The following is a 22065-nucleotide window of genomic DNA, read 5'->3' as shown; positions in this document are numbered from 1 at the left end:
CGGCGCGCAACCGGTCCAGCACCGGCCCGGACAGCTCGATCCCGCTGACCGGGACCGCGCGGGCGCCGGGCGGCGAGGAGTTCTCAGCCCGGCCAAGCGAGGTCGGCGACGACGGGGGAGTGGGTGCTGTCGCCCGGGGCGCCCTCGAGCGTGGCGACGGGGTCCAGACCGGCCACGAGGACGACGTCGACGCGCGCGAACCCCGGGGAGGAACCCCGGGTGAGGCCCGGTCTCGTCCCGACGGCCAGGTGGGTGTCGACGAGGCCGTTCGAGCGCAGTTCCCGCAGCGGCTCGTTGAGCTCGGCGGAGTTCAGGTCCCCGGCGACGACGACGGCGTCCCCGGCCGCGCGCAGCTGCGAGGCCAGCGCCGAGAACCGCTGCGCCTCCCCGACGCGGACGCGGGCGGCGTGGCCCGTCGTGCCGGCGGGGCTGCTCGCGGCGGCCCGCGGTGAGCACAGCAGGCACGGGGAGGCGAGGTGGACGGACAGGACGGCCAGCGGGCGGCCCTCGACGTCGAGGGTCACGACGTCGGCGGGGCGGGCCCCGTCGGGCAGCCCCGTCACGGCCCGCACGGAGGTGATGGGGTGCTTCGACCAGACGGCGTCCCCGTCGCCCTGGCTGCTGGTGGTCGTGTAGCTGCGGTACGGGTACCGGGCCGCGAACCACCGGTCGTACCCGGTGCGCTGGGCGGGCGCGATCTCCTGCAGCGCCAGCACGTCGGGGTCGTGCTGCTGCACGAGGTCGGTCAGCCCGGAGGCGCCCTTCCAGGTGGAGGTGTTGAACGTGGCGACCCGCAGGTCCGCGGCCGTGCGGACGGGGGTGAGCCGGTTCAGGGCGTAGGGGCCCAGCAGCGCGCCCGCCGCGACGGCGGGGACGAGGACCGCGGCGAACGCCGCGCGGGAGCGGAACGCCGTGGTGAACGGCACGAGGACGAGGGCCGGGGCCAGCCACCACACGGCGAACAACCCGAGCACGTAGCTGACGGTGTGGCCGTCGGAGACGACCAGGACGACGACGAGGGCCGCGGTGGCCAGGACGCCGTACCCGACGGTGAGGTCGCGGGGGACGCGGCGCCACCCCGGGCGCCGGCTCGGCGTCGGGGGCACCCGCCCATCCTGCTACAGCGCTCCGGCGGTCAGGGCGGCGGGAGCGGTGGGCAGGGACCGGGTGCGCAGCGCGTACAGCTCCTCGAACCGGGCGAGGGTGTGCCGCTCGTCGTGCTCGGCGGCGATCTCGTGGCTGCGCGCGCCCATCCGCGACCGCAGGCCGGGGTCGGCCAGCAGGAGGGCCAGCCGGGCCGCGAGCGCCGACGGCCGGGCGTGCGGGAAGAGGAACCCGTTGTCGCCGTCGCGCACCAGGTGCGGCAGGGCACAGGCGTCGACGCCGAGCACCGGCAGACCGCAGGCCATGGCCTCCAGCACGACGAGCGACTGCAGTTCCGCGGTCCCGGCGTTGGCGAACACGTCGCACGCCAGGTACGCGGCGGGCAGGTCCTCGTCGGGGACGAAACCGGTGGACACGACGCGGTCGGCGACGCCGAGGGCGGCGGCCCGCTCCAGCAGGGCCGGTCGCTGCGCGCCGTCGCCGACGAGCAGCAGCTGCGCGTCGAGGTCGGGTCGCAGGCGGTGGACCAGGGCGAGGGCCTCGACGAGTTCGCCGACGTTCTTCTCCGGCGCCAGGCGGCCGACGTACCCGATGGTGGGGCGGTCGGGGACGGCGTGCTTCGCGCGGAAACCCCGGCGCAGCTCCCCGCCGGGGTCGGGGGCGAACCGGCCCAGGTCCATGCCGCAGGAGATCGGCAGGACGGGGCCGGGGATCCCGGCGCGTTCGGCGAGGGCCGCCGCGTAGGGGGTGGGGGCGGTGACGACGTCGGCGCGGGTGAACACCGCGGCCGCGTCGGCCCAGGCCCACGCGTGCAGCCGCCGCTGCGCCCCCGCGCCCAGCGGCACGTGGTGGGTGAGGTTCTCGGGCATGAAGTGGTTGGTGGCGACGACGGGGATGCGCAGCCGGTTCGCCGCGGTCACCAGGGCGCGCCCGACGAGGAAGTGGCTCTGCACGTGCACGACGTCGGGACGGACCTCGCGCAGCACGCGCGTCGCGGCCCGCACGAGCCCGACGGGCGGGCAGAACCGCAGCCCGGTCCCGCCGGCGACGACGGGGAGGGCGGGCAGCCGGTGCTCGGTGACGCCGGGGGGGACCCGCCGGGTGGTCGCGCGCAGGCCGCGGGCGGGGGCCACGACGTGCACCTCGTGGCGGGCGGTCAGCCCGGCGGCGAGGCGCTGGGCGAACGTCGAGGCGCCGTTGACGTCGGGGGCGTAGGTGTCTGCTCCGATGAGGATCCGCATGGGTCGATCGAAGCGCCCGGCCCCGGTGGCGGTCATCGCACCGCGGGACCGTTCCGGCCCGGACCCCCGTCCCGCCCGGGGTAGCTCCGCCGTAGGGGGTCAGGGCCCGGTGGTCTCCCGCCGCAGGGCCCGCAGCACCACGTCGGGCGTCAGGGCCCCGGCGTACCCGCCGTCGTCCAGGACCGGCAGCAGCGGCGCGTCCTGGGCCAGCAGCGCCGAGAAGGCGGCGCGCAGGTCCTGGCGGGTCGTGGCGGTGGCCCGGAACGGGCGCAGGACGTCGCGCACCCGCGCGTCGCGGGGACCGGAGCGGGCCGCCTCCCGCAGCGCCCCGCGCGGCACCCAGCCCACGACCTCCCCGCGGGAGACGACGACCGCGAACTGGCCGCGGTCGACGTCGAGGGCCGTGGCGGCGTAGGCGGCGCCGTCCTCGGGGGCCACCACGAGGGGTTTGTCGAGGTCCTCGGCGCGCAGCGGCGTGACGGCCAGCCGCCGCAGCCCCCGGTCGGAACCGGTGAACGCGACGACGGTGTCGTTCGCGGGCGCGGACAGCAGCGTCTGCGGGTCGGCGAGCTGCTCCAGCACCCCGCCGCTGGAGAACACGGCGACGCGGTCGGCGATCCGGACGGCCTCGTCGAGGTCGTGGGTGACGAACAGCACGGTCTTGCGCAGGTCGGTCTGGATGCGCCGGAACTCCGTCTGCAGCCGGTCCCGGACGACGGGGTCGACGGCGCCGAACGGCTCGTCCATGAGCAGCACGGGCGGGTCGGCGGCCAGCGCGCGGGCCACGCCGACGCGCTGCTGCTGGCCCCCGGACAGCTGGGCGGGGTAGCGGTCGCCGTAGGTGGCGGGGTCCAGGCCGACGAGGTCGAGCAGCTCGTCGACGCGGCGGGCCGTGACGTCGCGGTCCCAGCCGAGCAACCGCGGCACGGTGCCGACGTTGTGCCGGACCGTGCGGTGCGGCATGAGCCCCGCCGCCTGGATGACGTAGCCGATGCCGCGGCGCAGGGTGACGACGTCGACGTGGCCGGTGTCGCGGCCGTCGACGACGACGCGGCCGGCGGTGGGCTCGACGAGCCGGTTGACCATCCGCAGGATCGTCGACTTCCCGCAGCCCGAGGGCCCCACGAGGGCGACGAGCTCCCCGCGGCGGACCGAGAACGTCAGGTCGGTCACGGCGGGGGCCTGCCGCCGCCCGTAGCGCTTGACGACGCCCTCGAAGCGGATGACCTCGTCGACGCCGGTGTCCAGCTCCTGCGGGTCGGTGATCACCTCGCCAGCCTCGCCGACGGTCGCGGCCCCCGGCAACCGCGCGGGGGTCCGGCCGCCCGGCGCGGGCGAGACCTTCGGCGGAGGACCCGCGGGCCCGGTCTCTGCCAAGGTGGACGCCATGGCCGGCGTCGACCCCGCAGCTCACGGGCCCCTCGAGGAGCCCTTCGCACCCTCCGACGTCGCCTGGCAGCGCATCGACCCGGCGTGGGCGACGGCGCAGCGCCTCGTCGGCGGCATCGTCTTCGGTCTCGTCGCGGTCGTGCTGGTGGTGCTGGCGGTGCTGCTGACCCCGTGGGTCTGGCTGGGGTTCGCCGTCGCGGTGCCGTTGTGGTGGTGGGACTTCCGGTGGGCGGCGCGGCAGGTGCGGGCGTGGGGGTACGCCGAGCGCGACGACGACCTCCTCGTGGTGAAGGGGATCCTGTTCCGCTCCCTGGTCGTGGTGCCCTACGGGCGGTTGCAGTACGTCGACGTCGAGGCCGGCCCGGTGGACCGCCGGTTCGGGCTGGCGAAGGTGCAGCTGCACACGGCCAGCTCGGACACCGACGCGGCGATCCCGGGGCTGCGGCCGCAGGAGGCGGCGCGGCTGCGGGACCGGCTCGCCGCGCGCGGTGAGGCCCGGCTGGCGGGGCTGTGAGCGAGGAACCGGCGGTCGAGGCGGTCCCCGAGGACGTCGCCGCCCGCCTGGACGCCCCGACCCGCGCGGTCCTGGCCGACGCCGGCTGGCGCAAGCTGCACCCGGTCACCCCGGTGCTGCGGGCCTGGAAGGTCGTCGCCGCGGTCCTGGCCGTCGTGGTGGGGCAGAACGTCGACGACATCCTGCGGCTGGACCTGCCGGGGTGGGTGCTGACGGTGAGCGTCCTGGGCGGGTTGCTGCTGCTGGCGGTCGTGGGGGCCGCCTACAGCGCCCTGGCCTGGCGGCGCCTGCGGTACCGCATCGACGCCGAGGCCGTGCACGTCGAGCGCGGCATCCTGTGGCGGCAGCAGCGCCGGGCCCAGCTGGACCGGTTGCAGGCCGTCGACGTGGTCCGCCCGCTGCTGGGCCGGTTGTTCGGGCTGGCCGAGCTGCGGCTGGAGGTCGCGGGCGGGTCGGGGTCGCGGGTGTCGCTGGCGTACCTGAAGGAGGAGGAGGCCCAGCGCGTGCGCAACGCGCTGCTGGCGGCCTCGGCGGGGGTCGTCGTCGCCGAGGGCGAGGAGGCGCCCGAGGCGCCCGAGCGGGAGGTCGTGCAGGTCCCGCCGGTGCGGCTGATCACCTCCACGCTGCGCTCGGGGCTGACGATCTGGATGGTCCTGGGCATCGTCGGCATCGGGGTCGGGTGCTGGTTCGCGAAGAGCCTCGCGCCGCTGTTCGGGTCCGCCGCGGGGGTGCTGGGCATCGTCTCGGCGGTGTGGCAGCGGTTCAGCACGGGGTTCGGCTTCACCGTCGGGGACTCCCCGGACGGGCTGCGGATGACGCACGGCCTGCTGGAGCAGCGGTCCCAGACGGTCCCGCCGGGGCGGGTGCAGGCGTTGCGGATCACCCAGCCGCTGCTGTGGCGCAGCAAGGGGTGGTGGCGCGTGGAGGTCAACGTGGCGGGCTACTCGGGGGAGAACGGCAAGGCCTCGGAGCAGAGCACGACGCTGCTGCCGGTGGGGACGGTCGACGAGCTGGGCCTGGTCCTGGCGATCGTCCTGCCGGGTCTGCGCACGGACGGGGCGTCGCCGCTGGACGTCGTGCGGGCGGGCCTGACGGGTTCGGGCACCGACGGCGGGTTCACGCCCGTGCCGCGGCAGGCGCGCTGGCTGGACCTGCTGAGCTGGCGCCGCCGCGGCTACCTCGTCACCGAGCACGCGTTCCTGTCCCGCAACGGCCGGTTCCTCCGCGGCCTGGACGTCGTCCCGCACGCCCGCACCCAGTCCCTGGGCCTGACGCAGGGGCCGTGGCAACGCCGCCTGGGCCTGGCCAGCGTCCGGCTGCACTCCACGCCCGGGAAGGTCTCCCCCCGCGTGGACCACCTCGACCAGGCCGTCGCGGCCCGCCTGCTGCGCGAGCAGACCGCGCGGGCGCGCGCGGCCCGCGTCGGCGCGGGCCCCGAGCGGTGGATGACGGGCCCCGCGCAGGGCTGACCCGTGCTCGACCACCGCCGGCCGCTCAGTCGTGATCGAGCACTGTCGTGATCGAGCGCGGGTCAGCCGGCGCTGACCCGCCCGGCGAGCCGGTCGTAGAAGGCCGCCGTCGTCGCGTTCATCCCCACGATCTCGGCCTCCTTGCCGTGGTCGGCGTACTTGCGGCTCACCGCGTCGAGGGCGGCGACGGAACTGGCGTCCCACACGTGGGCGTCGCTGAAGTCGATCGTCACGCGGTGGGGGTCGCCGGCGTAGTCGAACTGCGTGACGAGGTCGCCGGAGGAGGCGAAGAACACCTGGCCGTGCACGGTGTAGCGCCCGGGCGCGCTGGGGCGGACCTCGACGAGGTGGGCGACGCGGCGGGCGAAGAGCACGCACGCCAGCAGCGTCCCGCCCAGGACGCCGTAGGCGAGGTTGTGGGTCAGCAGCACGATGACGACGGTGACGACCATGACGCCCGTCTCGCTGCGGGGCAGGGCCCGCAGCGTGGCGGGACGCACGCTGTGCCAGTCGAAGGCGCCGTAGCAGACCAGGAACATGACGGCCACGAGCGCCGCCATCGGGATCCGCGCGACGACGTCGCCGAACCCGACGACCAGGACGAGCAGGAACGCCCCGGCGAGGAACGTCGAGAGCCGGGTGCGGGCCCCGGAGACCTTCACGTTGATCATCGTCTGCCCGATGACGGCGCACCCGCCCATCCCGCCGAACAGCCCGGTGAGGATCTGGGCGGTGCCCTGCCCGACGCACTCGCGGGTCTTGCTGGAGCCGGTGTCGGTGAGCTCGTCGACGAGCTGGGCCGTCATGAGGGACTCCATGAGCCCGACGAGCGCGACGCCCACGGAGAACGGGGCGATGGTCCGCAGCGTGTCCAGGGTCAGCGGGACGTCGGGCAGGCCGAGGGAGGGCAGCGCGTGCGGCAGGGCCCCGTCGTCGCCGACGGTGCGGACGTCGACGTGGGCCACGACGGTGACGAGGGTGAGCAGCGCGACGGTGAGCAGGGGCGCCGGGACGGACTTGACGAAGCGCGGCACGAGGACGAGCAGGACGAGCCCGGCGGCGAGCACCGCGTACCCGGCGGCACCGGCGCCGCGCAGGTTCGGCAGCTGGGCCAGGAAGATCGAGATGGCGAGCGCGTTGACGAACCCGGTCGTGACGCTGCGGGGGACGAACCGCATGAGGCGGGCCACGCCCAGCAGCCCCAGGCCGATCTGCAGGACCCCGGCCAGCAGGATCGCGGCGACGAGGTACCCCACCCCGTGGCTGTGGGAGAGGGGGGCCACGACGAGCGCGACGGCCCCGGTGGCGGCGGAGATCATCGCGGGCCGGCCGCCGACGAACGACGTCGTGATGCCCATGACGACGGAGGAGACGAGGCCGACGCGGGGGTCGACCCCGGCGACGACCGAGAACGAGACGGCCTCGGGGACGAGCGCGAGCGCGACGACGAGCCCGGCGAGCACCTCGGTGCGCAGGACCCGGGCCGACCGCCACCACGCGGGGCGGCGCGCAGCGCCGGGCAGGGCGGAGGGGGTGGCCACCGGCGAACTCTAACCCTGCGTCAGGGTGCCGTCGGCCGCCGCCCGCCCGCCCGGGTCCGGCGCCTCACCCGGTCAGCGGCGGCCGCTGCCGCCCTTGCTCCGCAGTTGCGCGACGGCGTCCGTGAGCTTCCGGCGCGTCGCCGGGTCCTTGGCCGCGCGCTGCACCTGCTGGCTCAGCCGCTTGCCCTCGGGCGACTTCAGGAACGCGCCCAGCTTTCCGACCAGCCCTGCCACGTCGAACCTCCTCGGTGTCCGTCCCAGGGGTCAACGGTGCAGGAGGATCGACGGTTCCGCACTACTTGCGCAGGACGACCGCGACGTCGGTGACGGCGAACAGGAAGGTGCCGTGCCGGGCGTGGCGGCGCAGGCCCTCGATCCAGCCCGCGGCGCGCGCGGTCAGCTCGTCGTCGTCGCCGACGGCGGCCAGGACGCCCGTGGCGACCTTCCAGGCGACCGAGCCCTCGTCGAAGCGGCGGTGCGGGTCGGCCCAGGAGTGCACCGACTCCACCGTGAAGGGGCTGGCGGCGGCGTGCCGCAGGAGCTTGCGCCCGGCGAAGCCGTCGGTGCGGGCGCCGCGGGCGGGCACGTGGGCGACGAAGCGGTCCAGCAGCTCGCGGGTGAGGTCGTCGTCGTCGCTGGTGAACAGGGCGGTGTCCCAGTCGGAGTGGGCCAGGACGGCGGTGCCGCCGGGGCGCAGGACGCGATGCACCTCGTGCAGGTGGGCGCCGACGTCGGCGAGGTGCTCGACGGCGTTGAGGGTCACGGCGTGGTCGACGCTGCCGTCCTCCAGGGGCAGGCTGTCGAGCTCGGCGATGTGGGCGCGGACGCGGGGGTCGAGCAGCAGGTCGTCGTCGAGGGCCGCCCCGACGTCGACGGCGTGCACGAGCCGGGGGCCGGCGGCGAGCAGGGCGCGGGTCGTGCGCCCGGAGCCGCAGGCGAGGTCGAGGGCGGTGGAGCCCCGGGCGATGGCGGCGAGGTTCGCGACGTTCTCGAATCGACCCACGTCGGCAGCCTACGATCACGGGGAACCCGCCGCCCACCACCCGTTTCCGTCACTGCCGGTGCGCAGGCTGCGGCGGGGAGTCACGACCTTCGCCCAGCTGGTCGAAGATTGCGTGAACGCCCACTCTCCCGTGGCGTCAATGTTGCGCGACCTGACCTAGAGTCGGGCGCAGCGCCGGACGGGGCGCTCGCACGGCCGGGGGGCGGTGCGGTCGAAGCAGACGGGGGTCCGGCCCGCAGCGGTCACCCCCGTGCCAGGGGGGAAGGCGGAGCCGCGCAGTGGTGGACACGACGCACCAGGAGAGCCCCACGACCGGGGGGCCCGGCCGGCCGCGCAAGCACGGCCGCCGCGGGGTCATCGGAGCCGGCGTCGGCGTGCTCGCCGCCGCCGCGGCGGGAGCCGGCGTCTGGTGGGGCACGCGCGACACGTCCGCGCCGATCACCCCCCAGCCGACCCCGTACGCCTGGCGGCCCAGGGCCCACACGCCCGCCGCCGACCTCGACTCCAAGTGGGTCGGCGTCCAGACCCACGACGTCGCCGTCGCCGAGCGGTTCGAGGACTACCTCGGCCGCCCGCTGGACTGCGTCGTCGTCTTCGGCGCCGAGACCGACTGGCCCGCCATCGAGGGCCCCTGGTTCGCCATCGACGCCCCCGAGGGGCAGGACTGGGCGCAGTGGGTCCGCGACGACCCCGACAACCGCACCCTCGTCATCTCCACCGCCATGGTCCCCAAGGACCCCGACGAGGACTGGCGGGCCCGCGGCGCGGCGGGGGAGTACGACGAGCACTGGAGGAAGTTCGGCCAGAACCTCGTCGACGTCGGCCTGGGCTCCTCGATCGTCCGCATCGGCTGGGAGCTCAACGGCAAGTGGTACGCCACCCACTACGTCGGCGACACCGAGGAGAAGCGCGAGCAGTGGAAGGAGTACTTCCGCCGCATCGTCATGGCCATGGAGGTCGAGGGGTCCGACTTCGAGGTCGACTTCACCATCGCCGAGGGCCCGCAGAACTCCGTGTCCATCGAGGAGCTCTACCCCGGTGACGACTACGTCGACATCATCGGCGTCGACGTCTACGACTCCTACATCTCCCCGATCGACCCGACCGCCCGCTGGCAGGCCAAGGACGAGAAGGTCAACAGCGTCTCGGCCGTCGTCGCCTTCGCCGAGGAGCGCGACAAGCCCGTCAGCTTCCCCGAGTGGGCCATGGTCGCCGAGGGCGACACCCAGGGCGGCGGCGACAGCCCGGACTTCGTCAACCGGATGGCCGACGTCATGGCGTCCGCGAACCTGCGCTACCAGGCCTACTTCAACACCACCGACGGCGGCGTCGGCATGACCCTCGCGGACGCCCCGAACGGCTCCGCGGCCTACCTGGCGCGCTTCGGCGCATCGGGTGACGTGGTGCCGACCGGTACGTGACGCGCGGTAACGTCGGGGAGGGTCGCCGTGCGCCAGCGCGCGCCGGCGGATCGGAGGGGGAACGACGGTGGGTCTGCTCGCCAAGCTGCGCCGCGGGGGCATGACCCGCGGGGTCTGGAACATCGGCGACCAGCTGATCTCCAGCGCCAACAACTTCCTGGTGCAGATCGTCATCGCCAAGTCCGTCAGCGACGACGACTTCGGGACGTTCGCCATCGTCTTCTCGATCTTCTCCGTCGCCATCGGGTTCTTCCGGGCCCTGTCGACGACGCCCCTGGGCATGCGCTTCGCCGACGCCGACGACCGCGAGTTCAAGCGCGTCACCGCCGCCTCCGTGGGGCTCACCCTCACCGGCAGCGTGCTGCTGGGCCTGGTCCTCGTCCTGGCCGGCCTGCTCTTCCCGTTCCCGCAGGTCCTGGGCCACTCGCTCATCGCCCTCGGCGTGATCATCCCCGGCCTGCTCCTGCAGGACGCCTGGCGCCAGGTGCTGTTCGCCCGGCTGCGCCCCGCCGCGGCCTGCCTGCTCGACGGCACCTGGGGCCTGCTGCAGCTCACCGCCGTCCTGCTGCTGTTCACCCGCGGCGTGGACTCCGTCTCGGCCTACGTCATCGCCTGGGGCGGGGCCGCGCTGGCCGCCTCCTTCGTGGGGCTGGCCTCGATGCGGACCCGGCCGCGGCCCGCGAAGGCGTGGGCGTGGCTGCGCGAGCAGTCTTCGGTGACCCGCTACCTCGTGCCCGAGTACGTGCTCCTGCAGTCCGGCGCCCAGATCGCCGTCCTCGTCGTCGCCGCCGTCGCCGGCACCGTCGCCGCGGGCTCGCTGCGCGGGGCGAACATGCTCACCGTCCCGGCGACCATCCTGTCCACCGGGCTGATGAGCTTCGCCGTCCCCGAACTGGCCCGCCGCCGGTCGCGGACCTCGCTGCGGCAGTGGACGGCCGCCGCGTGGGTCATCTCCGGGCTCGTGGCCACCACCGGCGTCGTGTGGGGTTCGCTGTTCCTGCTGCTGCCCGACGCCGTGGGCCTGGCCGTCCTCGGGGACTCCTGGGCCGGCACCCGCGAGGTGCTCGTGCCGATCGTCATCGGCCAGGCCGGCTCGGCGCTGTCCGTCGGCCCCGCCGCCGTGCTCTACGCCAGCGACGGCGCGAAGGTCACCATCCGGCTGCACACCGTCTACGCGGTCCTGCTCATCGGCCTGTCGACCCTCGGCGCCGTCCTCTGGGGCGCCGTCGGGACGGCCTGGGGGATGGCGGCCGCGTTCTGGCTCACCGCCCCCTGGTGGTTCCTGGCCGCCCACCGCCACGTGCGCCGGACGGTCACGCCCGCCCCCCGCGCCGAGGAACCCGCGGCCCCGATCACCTGACGGCCCGGCACGACGGCACGACGGCCCGGCTCCCCGAGGGGGCCGGGCCGTCCGCGTCCCCCCGCGTCCCCGTCCCCCCACCGCGGGAGCCCGGGGTTCGGATCGTTGTGACAACGCTGCCGTTCACCGCGAGCGTTGTCACAACGATCCGAACCCCCCGGACCCCCGACGCCGCCCCGGGACGACGGAGGGGGCCCCGCCCACGGGCGGGACCCCCTCCTCCAACCGGCCCCCGAGGGCCTCAGGCCCGGCGCAACCCGCCGTCCGGCGAGGCCGGCGGGACCGTCACGGGCAGCGGGCCCCCCGCGCTCGCGGCGGTCGCCACCCGGTGGTGCTGGTGCTCCAACCGGTACGTCCGCCGGTCCCGGTCGCGGTCCCGCTCGAACCGGTACCCCAGGAACAGCGAGCACAGCGGCAGCATCACGTACAGCACCTGCGGCTGCAGCAGGGAGCCGGTGAGGAAGGCGCTCGCGAACACCGACGCCAGCGACAGCGTCGGCGAGGGCGAGCGGACGATGACCGCGTACGCGACGAAGGCGCAGAACAGGACGGTGGCGGGGATCCCGTACTCCATGAGGAGCTTGGCCAGCCCGGAGAAGTTGATGGGCAGCCCGGTGGCGGCGAAGATCTGGTCGGCGAGCCGGTCGGCGCTGCCGGCGCCGCGGCCGATGAGCAGCGTCAGCGGGTCCTGCCCCCACTGCTCGGCGATCCGCTCGTACGGCTGGACGAAGCGCAGGCTGCCGGAGGAGTTCGTCTGCGACGTCTCGGTGGTGCGGCTGAGGATGATCCGCCCGAACGGCGTCAGGAGCGCCCCGCCGCCGATGACGACGACGGCGGCGACGATGCGGGCGGTCCAGCGGCCGCCGCGGCGCAGGGCCAGCACGGCGATGCCGAAGGCCAGGAACAGCAGGCCGGTGCCGGAGATGGTGCACACCAGGGCGATCGCCATGACGATCGCGCGGAACGTGCCGACGCGGCGGACCATCGAGGACAGGATCGCCAGCGCGAGGAACTGCGCGTACACCGAGGGCTCGACGAACACGAACGCGTTGGCCTTGACGATCGAGGACCCGTACTGGATCGGGTAGGACGTGTTGTACCCGAGGAACAGGAACGCGTTGGGCACGACCTGCTTGACGACGTCGACGTACGTCCACGCCCCGACGGCCTGCGCGACGGTCTGCAGGACACCGACACCGCCCAGGACGGCCATGACGGTCTCGAAGCGGTCGACGACCCGCTCGTAGAGGTGGTGGCGGGCCGGGTGGAGCCGGAAGCAGAACACGACCCAGATCAGCGGCAGGTAGACCAGCGACGTCAGCGCCCCCGAACCGTCGCCCACCATGACGAGGCCGGCGACGAGGAAGGCGACGGCCATCGCGACGACGAAGACCCGCGTCGCGCGCGCGTTCTCCACGGCGTCGCCGTGGTAGAGCAGGTAGGCGATCCCGCCGAGCGCGACGGGGACGCTGACCGACAGCTGGGTGCCCCCGAGGGGGATCCCGACGCGCTGCAGCAGGGTGATCGAGACGATGACGACCGTCAGCACGGTGAGGGCGCGGCGGTCGGCGACGGTGCTGGCGCCGGACCGGCCCCACCGACCGCGGGCCGTCCCGCCCGGCGTCGTCAGGTCGGAGGTCGTCGTCACGCGCCGCTCCCGGGGTCGGAGGTAGGAGATCTGTGAACGGCGGTCGAGGACGGCGCCGTGCGTGTCATCGTAGGTGGCGGCGCGCCGGCCGGGGGGTCCGATCAGCTGTGGATCCCGCATCCGTGCGCTCGGGGTCGCCGCTTCACCCGGTCGGAGTGGCGGAAGGCTGCTCCGGACGGGTCACACCGCGCTCCGAGGCTCTCCCGGGAGACCGCGGACCGGCGGACGGGTGGGATAGTGACCGCGACACGGACCGCCCGCGGGCGGTCAGCCGGGTGGGGGACATCCGAGGAACCAGGAGGGGCTCGAGTGGCGGCGACGACGACGGGGATGACGGAACGGAACGGCCCGGGGGCCTGGGCGGCCGTCTTCCGGCACCGCTGGAAGGTGCTCGCGGTCGCCGTCGTGATGGCGGTGCTCGGCTACCTGGGGGCGGCGAACTTCATCCCGCCGGTCTACACGGCGACGACGACGATCACGCTGTCCAAGGACCGCCCGTTCGACGCGACGGCGACGGGCAACAACGGCGCCCAGCTCGGCGACCCCACGCAGTGGGCGGCGCTGCAGGCCGCCGTGGTGAAGTCCAGCGCGGTCCTGCAGGCCGCCACCGCGCCGGTGCCGACGGGGACCGGCGCCGCGACGGTGCAGGTGCCGGCCGAGGACGTCGACACGTTCCGCGACGGCCTGACGGTGACGGCCCAGACCGACACCAACCAGATCACCGTGACGAGCTCGGCCTCCAGCGCGCAGGACGCCGCGGACACCGCCGACGCCGTCGCGTACGCCTACCAGGCGCTGTCCGCGCAGAACGTCACGACGGCCCGCGACGCGGCGCTGGCGAACGTCGAGAGCAGCGACACCACGACGGTGCAGCAGATCAACCTCGCCGCGACGACGTACGGCTCGGGCGTGGCGAGCGTCGACGCCGCGACGGTGCCGAACGGCGCGGCCGCGCCGTACCCGTGGCAGATCGCTCTCGTCGCCGGGATCGTCGGCCTGCTCGCCGCCGCCGGTGCGGTGGCGTGGGCGGCCCACCTCAAGCAGCGCGTCACCGCTCCGCCGCTGGGGGGCATCGCGGAGCTGGCGCGCTGGGGCAACCTGCCCTCCTTCCGCGCGCTGAGCGACCCGCTGAGCGAGCCGAGCCGCTCCACGGGGGTCGTGCTCGTCGGTCTGCAGCACCTGGGCCACCTGCGCACCCCGCGCCTGGAGGTCAGCAGCGTGCTGGTCACGGCGGCCTCGGGCAACGCCGGGGCGCTGGCCCTGGGGCTGGCCGCGTCGGCCGCCCGCTCGGGCCGTCGCGTCGTCATGGTCGACGCCGACGAGTCCGGCAGCCGGCTGGCCGTCTTCGGCGCGCCGGTCGCCGAGGCGAGCGCCAACGTCCCGCAGGGCCGCTGGAGCGAGGAGATCCGCCCGTGGGTCGTCGGCGGCGGGGCCGTCGTCGGCATCCTGCCGCTGGACGCCCGCTCGCTGCAGCCGCACGCCGTGGGGTCCGGTGTCCGCCACCTCGTCGAGGCCGGCTACCTGGTGATCTTCGTGGGTGGCTCGGTCGTCTCCAGCCCGGTGGCGTTCGCGGTGGCCGGTGAGGTCGACGCCGTCCTGGTCCAGGTGGAGGCCGACCCGCGCGCCGAGGTCGTCAGCAAGACGCTGGCCCAGCTGTCGATCGCGGCGCCGGACGTCGTGGCGCAGGTCGTCGTGGGTGACACGTCGAGCTCGGGCGGCGGGGAGAACCACCGCCTGGAGCAGCGGCCGCGCCCGGCCGGCGGCAGCCAGCAGGTCTCCCCGGAGGTCGCGGGCCGCCGCGGCTGACCCGGTCCCGCAGCACCGCACGCGCGAAGAGGGGCACCCCCACCGGTGGGGGTGCCCCTCTTCGCGCGTGCGGGCCCGGTCGCGCTCAGAGGTCGTGGGCGTCGCGGGCGACCTGCTCCCAGGGGCCGGGGGAGATCCAGCCCTCCTCCATGTGCGTGGCCAGCGCGGGCTGCGCGCCCAGGAGCACGCGCCGGCGCGAGGGCCGGCGCAGGGAGCGCAGGTCCACGGCCGTGCGCATGCCGGTCAGGTAGACGCCGCGCGCGAGCGCCCGCAGCGGTGAGGAGCCGCCGTCCTCGGCGTGGTGGTCGAACAGCTCCCGCAGGCCGAAGCGGCGCCGGCCCTGCAGCGTCAGGCAGCTGGCGTAGTCGAAGTCCCCGCCGGAGTAGGCGCACAGCTGCAGCAGGCGCTCGTCCTGGCGCAGGGCGCGCACGCGCACGGCGAAGGTGCTGGTCGTGGACTCCAGGGGCGCCCAGCGCGCCGGCCGCCCGTCGTCGGGGACGGGCTCGCCGTAGGGGGCGAAGTAGTCCGCGCGGGCCGAGCGCGGGTCGCTCGCGGCGTCGAGGAGGCTGACGAGGGCCTCGGGGCGCCACAGGTAGTCGTCCTCGGCCAGCAGCACGAGGTCGTCGTCGGCCCAGCCGCGACGGCGGGCCAGCGACAGCCCGGTGAGGTAGCTGCGGCGGTTGGACCCGGCCGTGATGGTCACGGGGTCGCCCCAGGCGGCCATGAGCGCGGCGCGGTCGGCGGGGAGGGGCCCGTCGTTGAGGAAGACCACCTCCGGGCCGGCCGCGGGGCGCTGCGCGGTCAGCGTCTGGACCGCGCGGCAGAAGGACTGCAGGCCCACGAGCTTGGAGTACCAGTTCGGCCGAGCCTTGCTGTTCTCACCGCCGTGGGAGCGGTAGACGACGTGGATGAGCACCCCCCGATCGTAGCGAGGAGCCCTCACCCGTTCGGGTGTCGTGATCACGCGTGGGCATCCCCTATCGCTGGCGGGAGCCTGCGCGTTACAGGTCCGTCAGAACTTTTTCCTCAAGGCCTCGCGGCCCCGGCCCGATGACTCCTTTGTCACCCCGAACGGGCCTTACCGGTTCCGCCGCCCCCCTCCTGCGGCTGGGACCCTGACCACAGCGAGGTTGATCCACCCCCATGTCCAAGGTTTCGAAGTTCCTCCTGTCCGCCGCTGCCGTCGCCACCGTCGCCGGCGGTTTCACCACGGCCGGTGCCTCGGCCGCCTCCGCCGACACCGGCGTCACGATCCGCCAGGGCACCGGCAAGGTCGACTACACCGACGCGGCCGGCAACGTCTGGAAGAAGGACGCCGGTTTCGTCGGCGGGTACCAGGTCTCGAACGTCACCACCGCGAGCATCGCCGGCACCACGTCCTCCGGGCTCTACCAGAACGAGCACTGGGGCATGTCGAAGTGGGCCGCGCAGGTCCCCAACGGCACCTACGACGTCACGCTGAAGTTCGCCGAGACCTACTTCACCACGGCGAACACCCGCGTGTTCTCGGTCACCGCCGAGGGCCAGAAGGTCGTCGAGAACCTGGACATCTTCGCCGCGGTCGGCAAGAACGCCCGCCTGGACAAGACGTTCCAGGTGAAGGTGGCCGACGGTTCGATCGACCTGGGTTTCTCGGCCACGAAGAACAACGCGAAGGTCGACGGCATCCTGGTGAAGTCGGCCGGCACGACCAGCGGCACCGGTTCGACGCCCGTCGTGACGCCGAGCCCGCGTCCCACGCAGCCGACCCCCACGCCGACCACCCCGGCGCCGACCACCCCGGCGCCCACCACGCCCAGCACCCCGGTGACCTCCGGTGACTGGCACTCCGGCGCCTCCGGTGTCGGTGTCGCCTCCGGCACGTTCGCCTCCTGGCGCGGTTCGGCCGTCGAGGTCTCCGCCACGTGGGCCGACAACAACACCGCGGCCGCGAACTTCTGGCAGCTCGACCGGGGCGCCGAGTTCGGTTCCTGGGACAAGGACCTGGACATCGCCGTCGGCGGCATCGGTTCCGGTGAGACCTGGGCCAACGCCGCGCGGGGTTCCTACGACGCCCGCTGGCGCGCCTCGCTGACCACGCTGAAGAACAAGTGGGGCAACCGTCCCGGCACCGCGTACATCCGGTTCGCGCACGAGATGAACGGCAACTGGTACGCCTGGTCGGTCAACAAGAACAACTACCAGGACTTCATCACCTCCTGGAAGCGCTACCGCGCGCTGCAGAAGGAGATCTTCCCGGGCGCGAAGCTGGTCTTCAACCTCAACCGCGAGTCGGTCGGGACGGGCATGGACTGGCGTCAGACCTTCCCGGGTGCGCAGTACGTCGACGTCATGGGTGTCGACTACTACAACCAGTACCCGTACGCGGGTGACGCGGCGACCTTCGCCTCGGCCATCCAGGAGAAGGACGGCTTCGGCGCCCCCAAGGGCCTGGCCCAGCACCTCGCCTTCGCCAAGAGCGTGGGTCTGCCGCTGTCCATCTCGGAGTGGTCCGGCAACGCCGACAACGGTGACTCCCCGGCCTTCATCCAGGGCATGCACGACTTCTTCGAGGCCAACGGCGGCACCGGCGCCGGCAAGCTCCTGTACGAGGTGCAGTTCAACGTCGACCGCGACAACAAGCGCTGGATCCTCACGGGCGACACCCGCATGCCGAAGTCGGCCGCGAAGTACCGCGAGCTCTTCTGAGCGGTGCGCCGCGCCGGCTGAGCTGAACCGCTGAACGGGTCAGGACCTCCACGGTCCTGGCCCGTTCCGCGTTCCGGCGCGACTCGTGGTGCCGGTCGTATCACTCTGAGTGACCAAGTGGGGCATCCCCCCGACCCGCTGCGCCATCCGGGGGTGTCGAGCGCTTCCCCGGGACTCCCTGCGCCGCTACCCTTGCGGAGACCGCAGTGCGGGGCCGGGGGGCCCCGACGGGGGCGAGGGCGGTCGGGGAACGAGCCGGACGGTCACCGTCCGTCGATGCTTGGGGGGAAACGCATGGCGAGCAAGACGTCCGTCCTGGCGGTCGCGCTGGGGGTCTCGGCTGCCGTCGGGCACGTCGTCTACCCGCTCGCGGTGGCCGCCGCGGCCCGGCGCCGCACCGACGAGCCCGTCCCCGCGCCCGCCCAGTGGCCGGCCGTGACGGTGCTCGTCCCGGCCTACCTGGAGACCGGCGTCATCGCCGCCAAGATCGACAACGTCCGCAAGAACGGCTACCAGGGCGAGCTGGAGGTCCTCGTCGTGGCCGACGGGGACCCGCAGACCGCGGACGTCGCCCGTGCGGCCGGGGCCCGGGTGCTGCTCCTGGAGGAGCGCCACGGCAAGTCCCAGGCGCTCAACAAGGGCGTCGCGGCCGCCTCCCACGACCTCATCGTCATCTCCGACGCCAACTCCGAGCTGGAGTACGACGCGCTGGCCTACCTCGTCTCCCGCCTCGTGGTCGACGGCACCGGTGCCGTCGCGGGCGAGAAGCTCGAGGGCACCGGCGGCGAGCTGGCCTACTGGCGCTTCGAGTCCTGGATCAAGCGCAACGAGGCCCGGCTGGGCACCACCCTGGGCCTCGACGGCGGCCTGTGCGCCGTCCGCCGCGAGGCGTGGGAGCCGATCCCGGCCGACATCTCCAACGACGACTTCTGGATCGCCCTGGACCAGATGGAGCGCGGCTGGGCCGTCGGCTACGAGCCGCGCGCCCTCATGACCGAACCCTCCATCGGGGCGTTCAACCTGTCCTGGGAGCGCAAGACCCGCGTGCTCGGCGGCGGGCTGCACGTCATGTGGCGCAAGCGCCGGCTGCTGGACCCCCGTCGCGGGCTCGTCAGCGCCGAGCTGTGGGGCCACAAGCTGTGGCGCTCCACCGTCGGCCCCGTCTCGCACCTGGCCCTGCTGGGCGTCGCGGCCGCCTCCGCGCGGCGCAGCCGCACCGCCCGGGTGTTCCTCGCCGGCCACGCGGTCGGCGCCGCGGCCCTGGTCGCCCAGGAGAAGGGCGTCCGCGTCCCGCTGCCCGGTCGCGTCGTGGCCCAGGTGCTGTACCTGCAGATCGTGGCGTTCGGCGGCATGCGGCGCTACCTGCGCGGCGACCGCGTGCTGCGCTGGGAGAAACCCGCCCGCTGAGGACCGCACGACGAAAGGCCCCGGGAAACCCGGGGCCTTTCGTCGTGCCGGTCCCGCCCGCCGCCCCTCCGGGCGCGCGGGCGCGGGCCGTTCAGCGGGACATGACGACCCGCCCGGCGACCGTGGCGGTCCCGGTGAGCACCCCGCGCACGTAGGCCCAGTGCTGCTCGGCGAGGTCGTGCTGCTTGAGCACCCGGCGCTGGGCGGTCCGCACGGCGTAACCGCTGGCCAGGGCGAGCGTCAGGAGCTTGTGCGTCGCGGGGGAGTGGTACCGCGACAGGTACCGCGACATGGCGGCCCCGCGCAGCTGCAGCATCTCCAGCGACGGGGCGCCCGAGCCGCCCGCGGAGTGCGGGACGAGGAGGTCGGTGCGCAGCTTCTCGTGCAGCCCGCGGTCGCGGGCGGCGCGGCCGAAGGCCATGTCCTCGTTGTAGACGTAGAAGTCCTCGTCGAAACCGCCGAGCTCCAGGAAGGTGCTGCGCCGCACCGCCATGCAGGCACCCGTGGTCCAGTCGACGGTGATGTCCTCGTGGGGGCGCGGGCGGGCGTACAGCCCGGCCTTCGGCAGCAGCTTGTGCAGCCCGCTGGAGTGCACCAGGGCGCGGGCGACGGTCGGTTCCCAGCCCCCGACGCCGAGTTCGACGTGCCCGTCGACGCCGACCATCGTGGCGGCGCTGGCCGCGCACCGGGCGTCGGTGGCGACGTCCTCGACGAGGGCCTCCAGGACCTGCGCGGTGGGGCGGGAGTCGGGGTTGCCGAACACGACGAACTCGTGGGTGGAGGTGCGGGCGCCGAGGTTGGCGGCCTTGGCGAAACCCTTGCCGCCGCCGGAGTCGACGTAGCGGCCGTGCGGTCGCGCCTCGACGACCTCCTTGACCCCGTCGGAGTTCCGGGCGTTGTCCACGACGACCACGGGCAGGTCGGCGGGCAACCCGTCGAGCAGCCCGGAGATCTGGTGGGCGCTGCGGTAGCTGACCAGGACGAGTTCGACGTCGCGCACGGCGTCAGGTTACCCACGTGGCACCCTGGCGGGAGCGGTCCGCGACCTGTGCGGGGGCCCGGAGCCACACGTCCGGGTGCACCCGGGAGGGTTCGCGCGCGGCGTCCGGGGCCGGGACCCGCACCCGGCGCCCCGGGAGCACCGCCGCGGTGGTCCATGCTGGGGCCACGACGACGAGGGTTCGACGTGACGGGGGGCGGCAGTGCAGGGGAACGGGAACGTGGGCGGTCCGGGGCGGCGGACGGCCTGGGTGGTGGCCAAGCAGTTGCCGGCGACGACCGACTCCGGGGGGCGCCAGCGCACCCGCGCCGTCATCGACGCCTACGCCGCGGTCTTCGAGGAGGTCCACGTCGTCGGCTTCGACGCCTGGCCGGACTGGCGGGCCCAGCTGCCCGGGCACGTGACGGTGCACGAGGTCGGTTCGCCGTCCCCGCGGCCGGGGGCGGTGCTGCGCGGTTCGGTGTTCGCGGGCAAGTGGTTCTCCCCGGCGATCCACCGGCTGCTGTCGGTGGGGGTGCGCGCCCGCGACGTCGTGCACGTCGACTTCCCGCAGATGGCCGTCAACGTGCCCGCGGACGTCCACGTCGACGTCCTGGACCTGCACAACGTCGAGTCCGACCTGCTGGAGCGCCGCCTGCGCTCGGAGCACCCGCGGCTGCGGCGCGCGCTGGGGCTGGAGGTCGCGCGCTTCCGCCGCTTCGAGTTCGCCCAGGCGCGCCGGGCGCGGCGGGTGACGGCCTGCTCGCGGCGCGACCAGGAGGTCCTGGCGGCGGCGGGCGTGGAGAGCACCTTCGTGCCCAACGGCGTGCTGACCGGCGCCGGCGCCGACCCGGCGCCGCTGCGCGGGGAGGGGCGGGTGCTGTTCGTGGGGGCGATGGACTACGGCCCGAACAAGGCGTCGCTGCGCTGGTTCCTCGACGAGGTGTGGCCGCTGGTGCTGCGCCGGGTCCCCGACGCGCGGTTCGACGTCGTGGGCCGCGGGCTGGCGGCCTCGCACCCGCGGCCGGCGGGGGAGCCGGCGGGGGTCCGCTTCCACTCCGACGTCGCCGCGGTCGACCCGTTCTACGACGCCGCCGACATCTGCGTCGTGCCGCTGCTGTCGGGGGGCGGGACCAAGATCAAGCTGGTGGAGGCGCTGTCGCGGGGCCGGGCGGTCGTCACGACGTCGCTGGGGCTGGAGGGGCTGGAGGAGCACGCGGCGGCGGTGCGCACGGCCGACGGGGCCGAGGCGTTCGCGGCGGCGCTGGTGGACCTGCTGGAGCACCCCGAGCAGGTCCGCGCCCTGGGCGCGGCGGGGGCGCAGATCGGCCGCGGGTTCTCCTGGGAATCCGCCATGACTCCTCTGCGTGACCTGCTGTCGTCTATCCGTAGCTGATTGGGCGGGCGGGGTCGTCTTTTCACCCGCTCTGCCCAACTTCACGCTCTGTGATCGTGCCGCTGTAGTAGCCTCGCGGCAGCACCTCGACGGGGAAACCGGTGGCTCGGATTCGTGGGGGGTTCGAACCGCCACCGGACGACTCGCCCGCTCATCGACGGGTGCTGCGTTCCCCCACGTGTGGTCCAGCCGGGGTCCCCCGACCGGGCCGACGAGATCCGACCGATCAGGTTCGAGTGAGGGAAGACATGACCGAGTCCGTTGCTCCCGGCGGGACGCCCGTCTCCGAGATCCCCGTCGTCATCCTCTGCGGTGGCATGGGCACCCGGCTGCGCGAGGCCAGCGAGAAGCTGCCCAAGCCGCTCGTCGACATCGGTGGCCGGCCGATCCTGTGGCACATCATGAAGCTCTACAGCTCCTACGGCTTCCGCAAGTTCGTCCTCTGCCTGGGCTACAAGAGCGACCTCATCAAGCGCTACTTCCTCGACTACCGGATCAACGCCGGTGACTTCACGCTGAACCTGTCGACCCAGGACGCCCCGACCTTCCACACCAACGGTGTGCAGGAGGACTGGGACGTGACCTTCGTCGAGACCGGCCTGACCACCGCGACCGCGGCCCGCATCAAGCGCGTCGAGCAGCACCTGACCGCCGACAAGTTCGTGCTGACCTACGGCGACGGCCTCGGCGACGTCGACATCCTCAAGACGCTGCGCGACCACGAGGCCGGCGGCCGCCTGGCCACCGTGACCGCCGTGCACCCCAGCTCGCGCTACGGCGAGATGCACGTCACGGGCGACACCGTCACCGAGTTCAACGAGAAGCCGACCCTGGCCGACGGCTGGGTCAACGGCGGGTTCTTCGTCTTCGACCGCGCCTTCGCGGACAAGTACCTCGAGGACGACCCCGACATGATGCTCGAGCAGAAGCCGCTGCAGACGGTGGCGCGCGACGGCCAGCTGACGGTCTCGCAGCACGAGGGCTACTGGCTGGGCATGGACACCTTCCGCGAGTGGACCGAGTTCAACAAGCTCTGGGACTCCGGCAAGGCCCCGTGGAAGACCTGGGAAGACTGAGACCCCCGAGAACCGGAGAACTG

Annotated in this window: 18 protein-coding genes; 9 read left to right on the top strand and 9 right to left on the bottom strand. The window is 74.0% G+C overall.

Annotated features, from left to right (window positions below):
* Positions 1–83: 83 nt before the first annotated feature.
* The 3 genes from BJ968_RS08665 to BJ968_RS25570 all read right to left on the bottom strand — a co-directional run bounded on the left by BJ968_RS08665 (position 84) and on the right by BJ968_RS25570 (position 3614).
* On the bottom strand, positions 84–1106 hold the full coding sequence (locus tag BJ968_RS08665; RefSeq protein ID WP_179750968.1) for an endonuclease/exonuclease/phosphatase family protein: 1023 nt from the start codon (positions 1104–1106) through the stop codon (positions 84–86).
* A gap of 12 nt (positions 1107–1118) precedes the next feature.
* Positions 1119–2345 carry a glycosyltransferase gene (locus BJ968_RS08660; protein ID WP_218884944.1) on the bottom strand — a complete coding sequence of 409 codons (1227 nt, stop codon included), beginning with the start codon at positions 2343–2345 and terminating at the stop codon, positions 1119–1121.
* Between the two features lie 99 nt (positions 2346–2444).
* Entirely contained in the window at positions 2445–3614 is a 1170-nt protein-coding gene (locus tag BJ968_RS25570; RefSeq protein ID WP_343077907.1) for an ABC transporter ATP-binding protein, read from the bottom strand.
* Between the two features lie 118 nt (positions 3615–3732).
* Here BJ968_RS25570 and BJ968_RS08650 point away from each other — a divergent pair, with 118 nt between their 5' ends.
* Positions 3733–4248: a PH domain-containing protein gene (locus BJ968_RS08650; protein WP_179750965.1), complete on the top strand. Its 516-nt coding sequence runs from the start codon at positions 3733–3735 to the stop codon at positions 4246–4248.
* Positions 4245–5717, top strand: a complete 1473-nt coding sequence (locus BJ968_RS08645) for a PH domain-containing protein (RefSeq protein WP_179750964.1) — start codon at positions 4245–4247, stop codon at positions 5715–5717. The genes BJ968_RS08650 and BJ968_RS08645 overlap by 4 nt, the downstream gene beginning before the upstream one ends.
* Positions 5718–5779: 62 nt before the next feature.
* On the opposite strand, the gene BJ968_RS08640 is transcribed toward BJ968_RS08645, so the two are convergent.
* The 3 genes from BJ968_RS08640 to BJ968_RS08630 all read right to left on the bottom strand — a co-directional run bounded on the left by BJ968_RS08640 (position 5780) and on the right by BJ968_RS08630 (position 8261).
* Positions 5780–7258 carry a SulP family inorganic anion transporter gene (locus tag BJ968_RS08640; RefSeq protein WP_179750963.1) on the bottom strand — a complete coding sequence of 493 codons (1479 nt, stop codon included), beginning with the start codon at positions 7256–7258 and terminating at the stop codon, positions 5780–5782.
* 72 nt (positions 7259–7330) lie between these two features.
* A complete protein-coding gene (locus tag BJ968_RS08635) occupies positions 7331–7492 on the bottom strand; it encodes a hypothetical protein (RefSeq protein WP_179750962.1) in 162 nt (53 codons plus the stop codon).
* Between the two features lie 61 nt (positions 7493–7553).
* Complete coding sequence (locus BJ968_RS08630) at positions 7554–8261, bottom strand: methyltransferase domain-containing protein (RefSeq protein WP_179750961.1); 708 nt, start codon at positions 8259–8261, stop codon at positions 7554–7556.
* Positions 8262–8542: 281 nt separating this feature from the next.
* Here BJ968_RS08630 and BJ968_RS26485 point away from each other — a divergent pair, with 281 nt between their 5' ends.
* On the top strand, positions 8543–9682 hold the full coding sequence (locus tag BJ968_RS26485) for a glycosyl hydrolase (RefSeq protein ID WP_179750959.1): 1140 nt from the start codon (positions 8543–8545) through the stop codon (positions 9680–9682).
* A gap of 67 nt (positions 9683–9749) precedes the next feature.
* Complete coding sequence (locus BJ968_RS08620) at positions 9750–11042, top strand: MATE family efflux transporter (RefSeq protein WP_179750957.1); 1293 nt, start codon at positions 9750–9752, stop codon at positions 11040–11042.
* A 241-nt stretch (positions 11043–11283) separates the two neighbouring features.
* Here the strand turns inward: BJ968_RS08620 and BJ968_RS08615 are convergent, their stop codons facing one another.
* Positions 11284–12690 (bottom strand): hypothetical protein, encoded by a 1407-nt coding sequence (locus BJ968_RS08615; protein WP_179750955.1) that lies wholly within the window; start codon positions 12688–12690, stop codon positions 11284–11286.
* A 330-nt stretch (positions 12691–13020) separates the two neighbouring features.
* Here BJ968_RS08615 and BJ968_RS08610 point away from each other — a divergent pair, with 330 nt between their 5' ends.
* Positions 13021–14496 (top strand): Wzz/FepE/Etk N-terminal domain-containing protein, encoded by a 1476-nt coding sequence (locus tag BJ968_RS08610; RefSeq protein ID WP_179750953.1) that lies wholly within the window; start codon positions 13021–13023, stop codon positions 14494–14496.
* A gap of 85 nt (positions 14497–14581) precedes the next feature.
* Here the strand turns inward: BJ968_RS08610 and BJ968_RS08605 are convergent, their stop codons facing one another.
* Positions 14582–15412 carry a hypothetical protein gene (locus BJ968_RS08605; RefSeq protein ID WP_179750951.1) on the bottom strand — a complete coding sequence of 277 codons (831 nt, stop codon included), beginning with the start codon at positions 15410–15412 and terminating at the stop codon, positions 14582–14584.
* Positions 15413–15639: 227 nt separating this feature from the next.
* Here BJ968_RS08605 and BJ968_RS08600 point away from each other — a divergent pair, with 227 nt between their 5' ends.
* On the top strand, positions 15640–17184 hold the full coding sequence (locus BJ968_RS08600; protein WP_179750949.1) for a malectin domain-containing carbohydrate-binding protein: 1545 nt from the start codon (positions 15640–15642) through the stop codon (positions 17182–17184).
* A gap of 294 nt (positions 17185–17478) precedes the next feature.
* A complete protein-coding gene (locus BJ968_RS08595) occupies positions 17479–18591 on the top strand; it encodes a glycosyltransferase (protein WP_179750946.1) in 1113 nt (370 codons plus the stop codon).
* Positions 18592–18682: 91 nt separating this feature from the next.
* Here BJ968_RS08595 and BJ968_RS08590 read toward each other — a convergent pair whose 3' ends face one another.
* Positions 18683–19591: a glycosyltransferase gene (locus tag BJ968_RS08590; protein ID WP_179750944.1), complete on the bottom strand. Its 909-nt coding sequence runs from the start codon at positions 19589–19591 to the stop codon at positions 18683–18685.
* A 253-nt stretch (positions 19592–19844) separates the two neighbouring features.
* On the opposite strand from BJ968_RS08590, the gene BJ968_RS25565 reads away from it, so the two are divergent.
* Positions 19845–20966, top strand: a complete 1122-nt coding sequence (locus tag BJ968_RS25565; protein ID WP_179750942.1) for a glycosyltransferase — start codon at positions 19845–19847, stop codon at positions 20964–20966.
* A 248-nt stretch (positions 20967–21214) separates the two neighbouring features.
* A complete protein-coding gene (locus BJ968_RS08580; protein ID WP_106209868.1) occupies positions 21215–22042 on the top strand; it encodes a glucose-1-phosphate cytidylyltransferase in 828 nt (275 codons plus the stop codon).
* Positions 22043–22065: the final 23 nt, after the last annotated feature.

Origin of the sequence: Kineococcus aurantiacus (assembly GCF_013409345.1) — a bacterium.
GTDB classification, from domain to species: domain Bacteria; phylum Actinomycetota; class Actinomycetes; order Actinomycetales; family Kineococcaceae; genus Kineococcus; species Kineococcus aurantiacus.
The sequence above is the reverse complement of the archived record's forward strand: the minus strand, read 5'-3'. Positions and strand labels throughout refer to the sequence as shown.

Excerpts from the sequence above, each read along its gene's own strand:
- BJ968_RS08660 (WP_218884944.1), bottom strand. The coding sequence starts at position 2,345 with ATGCGGATCCTCATCGGAGCAGACACCTACGCCCCCGACGTCAACGGC.
- BJ968_RS08650 (WP_179750965.1), top strand. The coding sequence starts at position 3,733 with ATGGCCGGCGTCGACCCCGCAGCTCACGGGCCCCTCGAGGAGCCCTTC.
- BJ968_RS08610 (WP_179750953.1), top strand. The coding sequence starts at position 13,021 with ATGACGGAACGGAACGGCCCGGGGGCCTGGGCGGCCGTCTTCCGGCAC.
- BJ968_RS08600 (WP_179750949.1), top strand. The coding sequence starts at position 15,640 with ATGTCCAAGGTTTCGAAGTTCCTCCTGTCCGCCGCTGCCGTCGCCACC.
- BJ968_RS08595 (WP_179750946.1), top strand. The coding sequence starts at position 17,479 with ATGGCGAGCAAGACGTCCGTCCTGGCGGTCGCGCTGGGGGTCTCGGCT.
- BJ968_RS08580 (WP_106209868.1), top strand. The coding sequence starts at position 21,215 with ATGACCGAGTCCGTTGCTCCCGGCGGGACGCCCGTCTCCGAGATCCCC.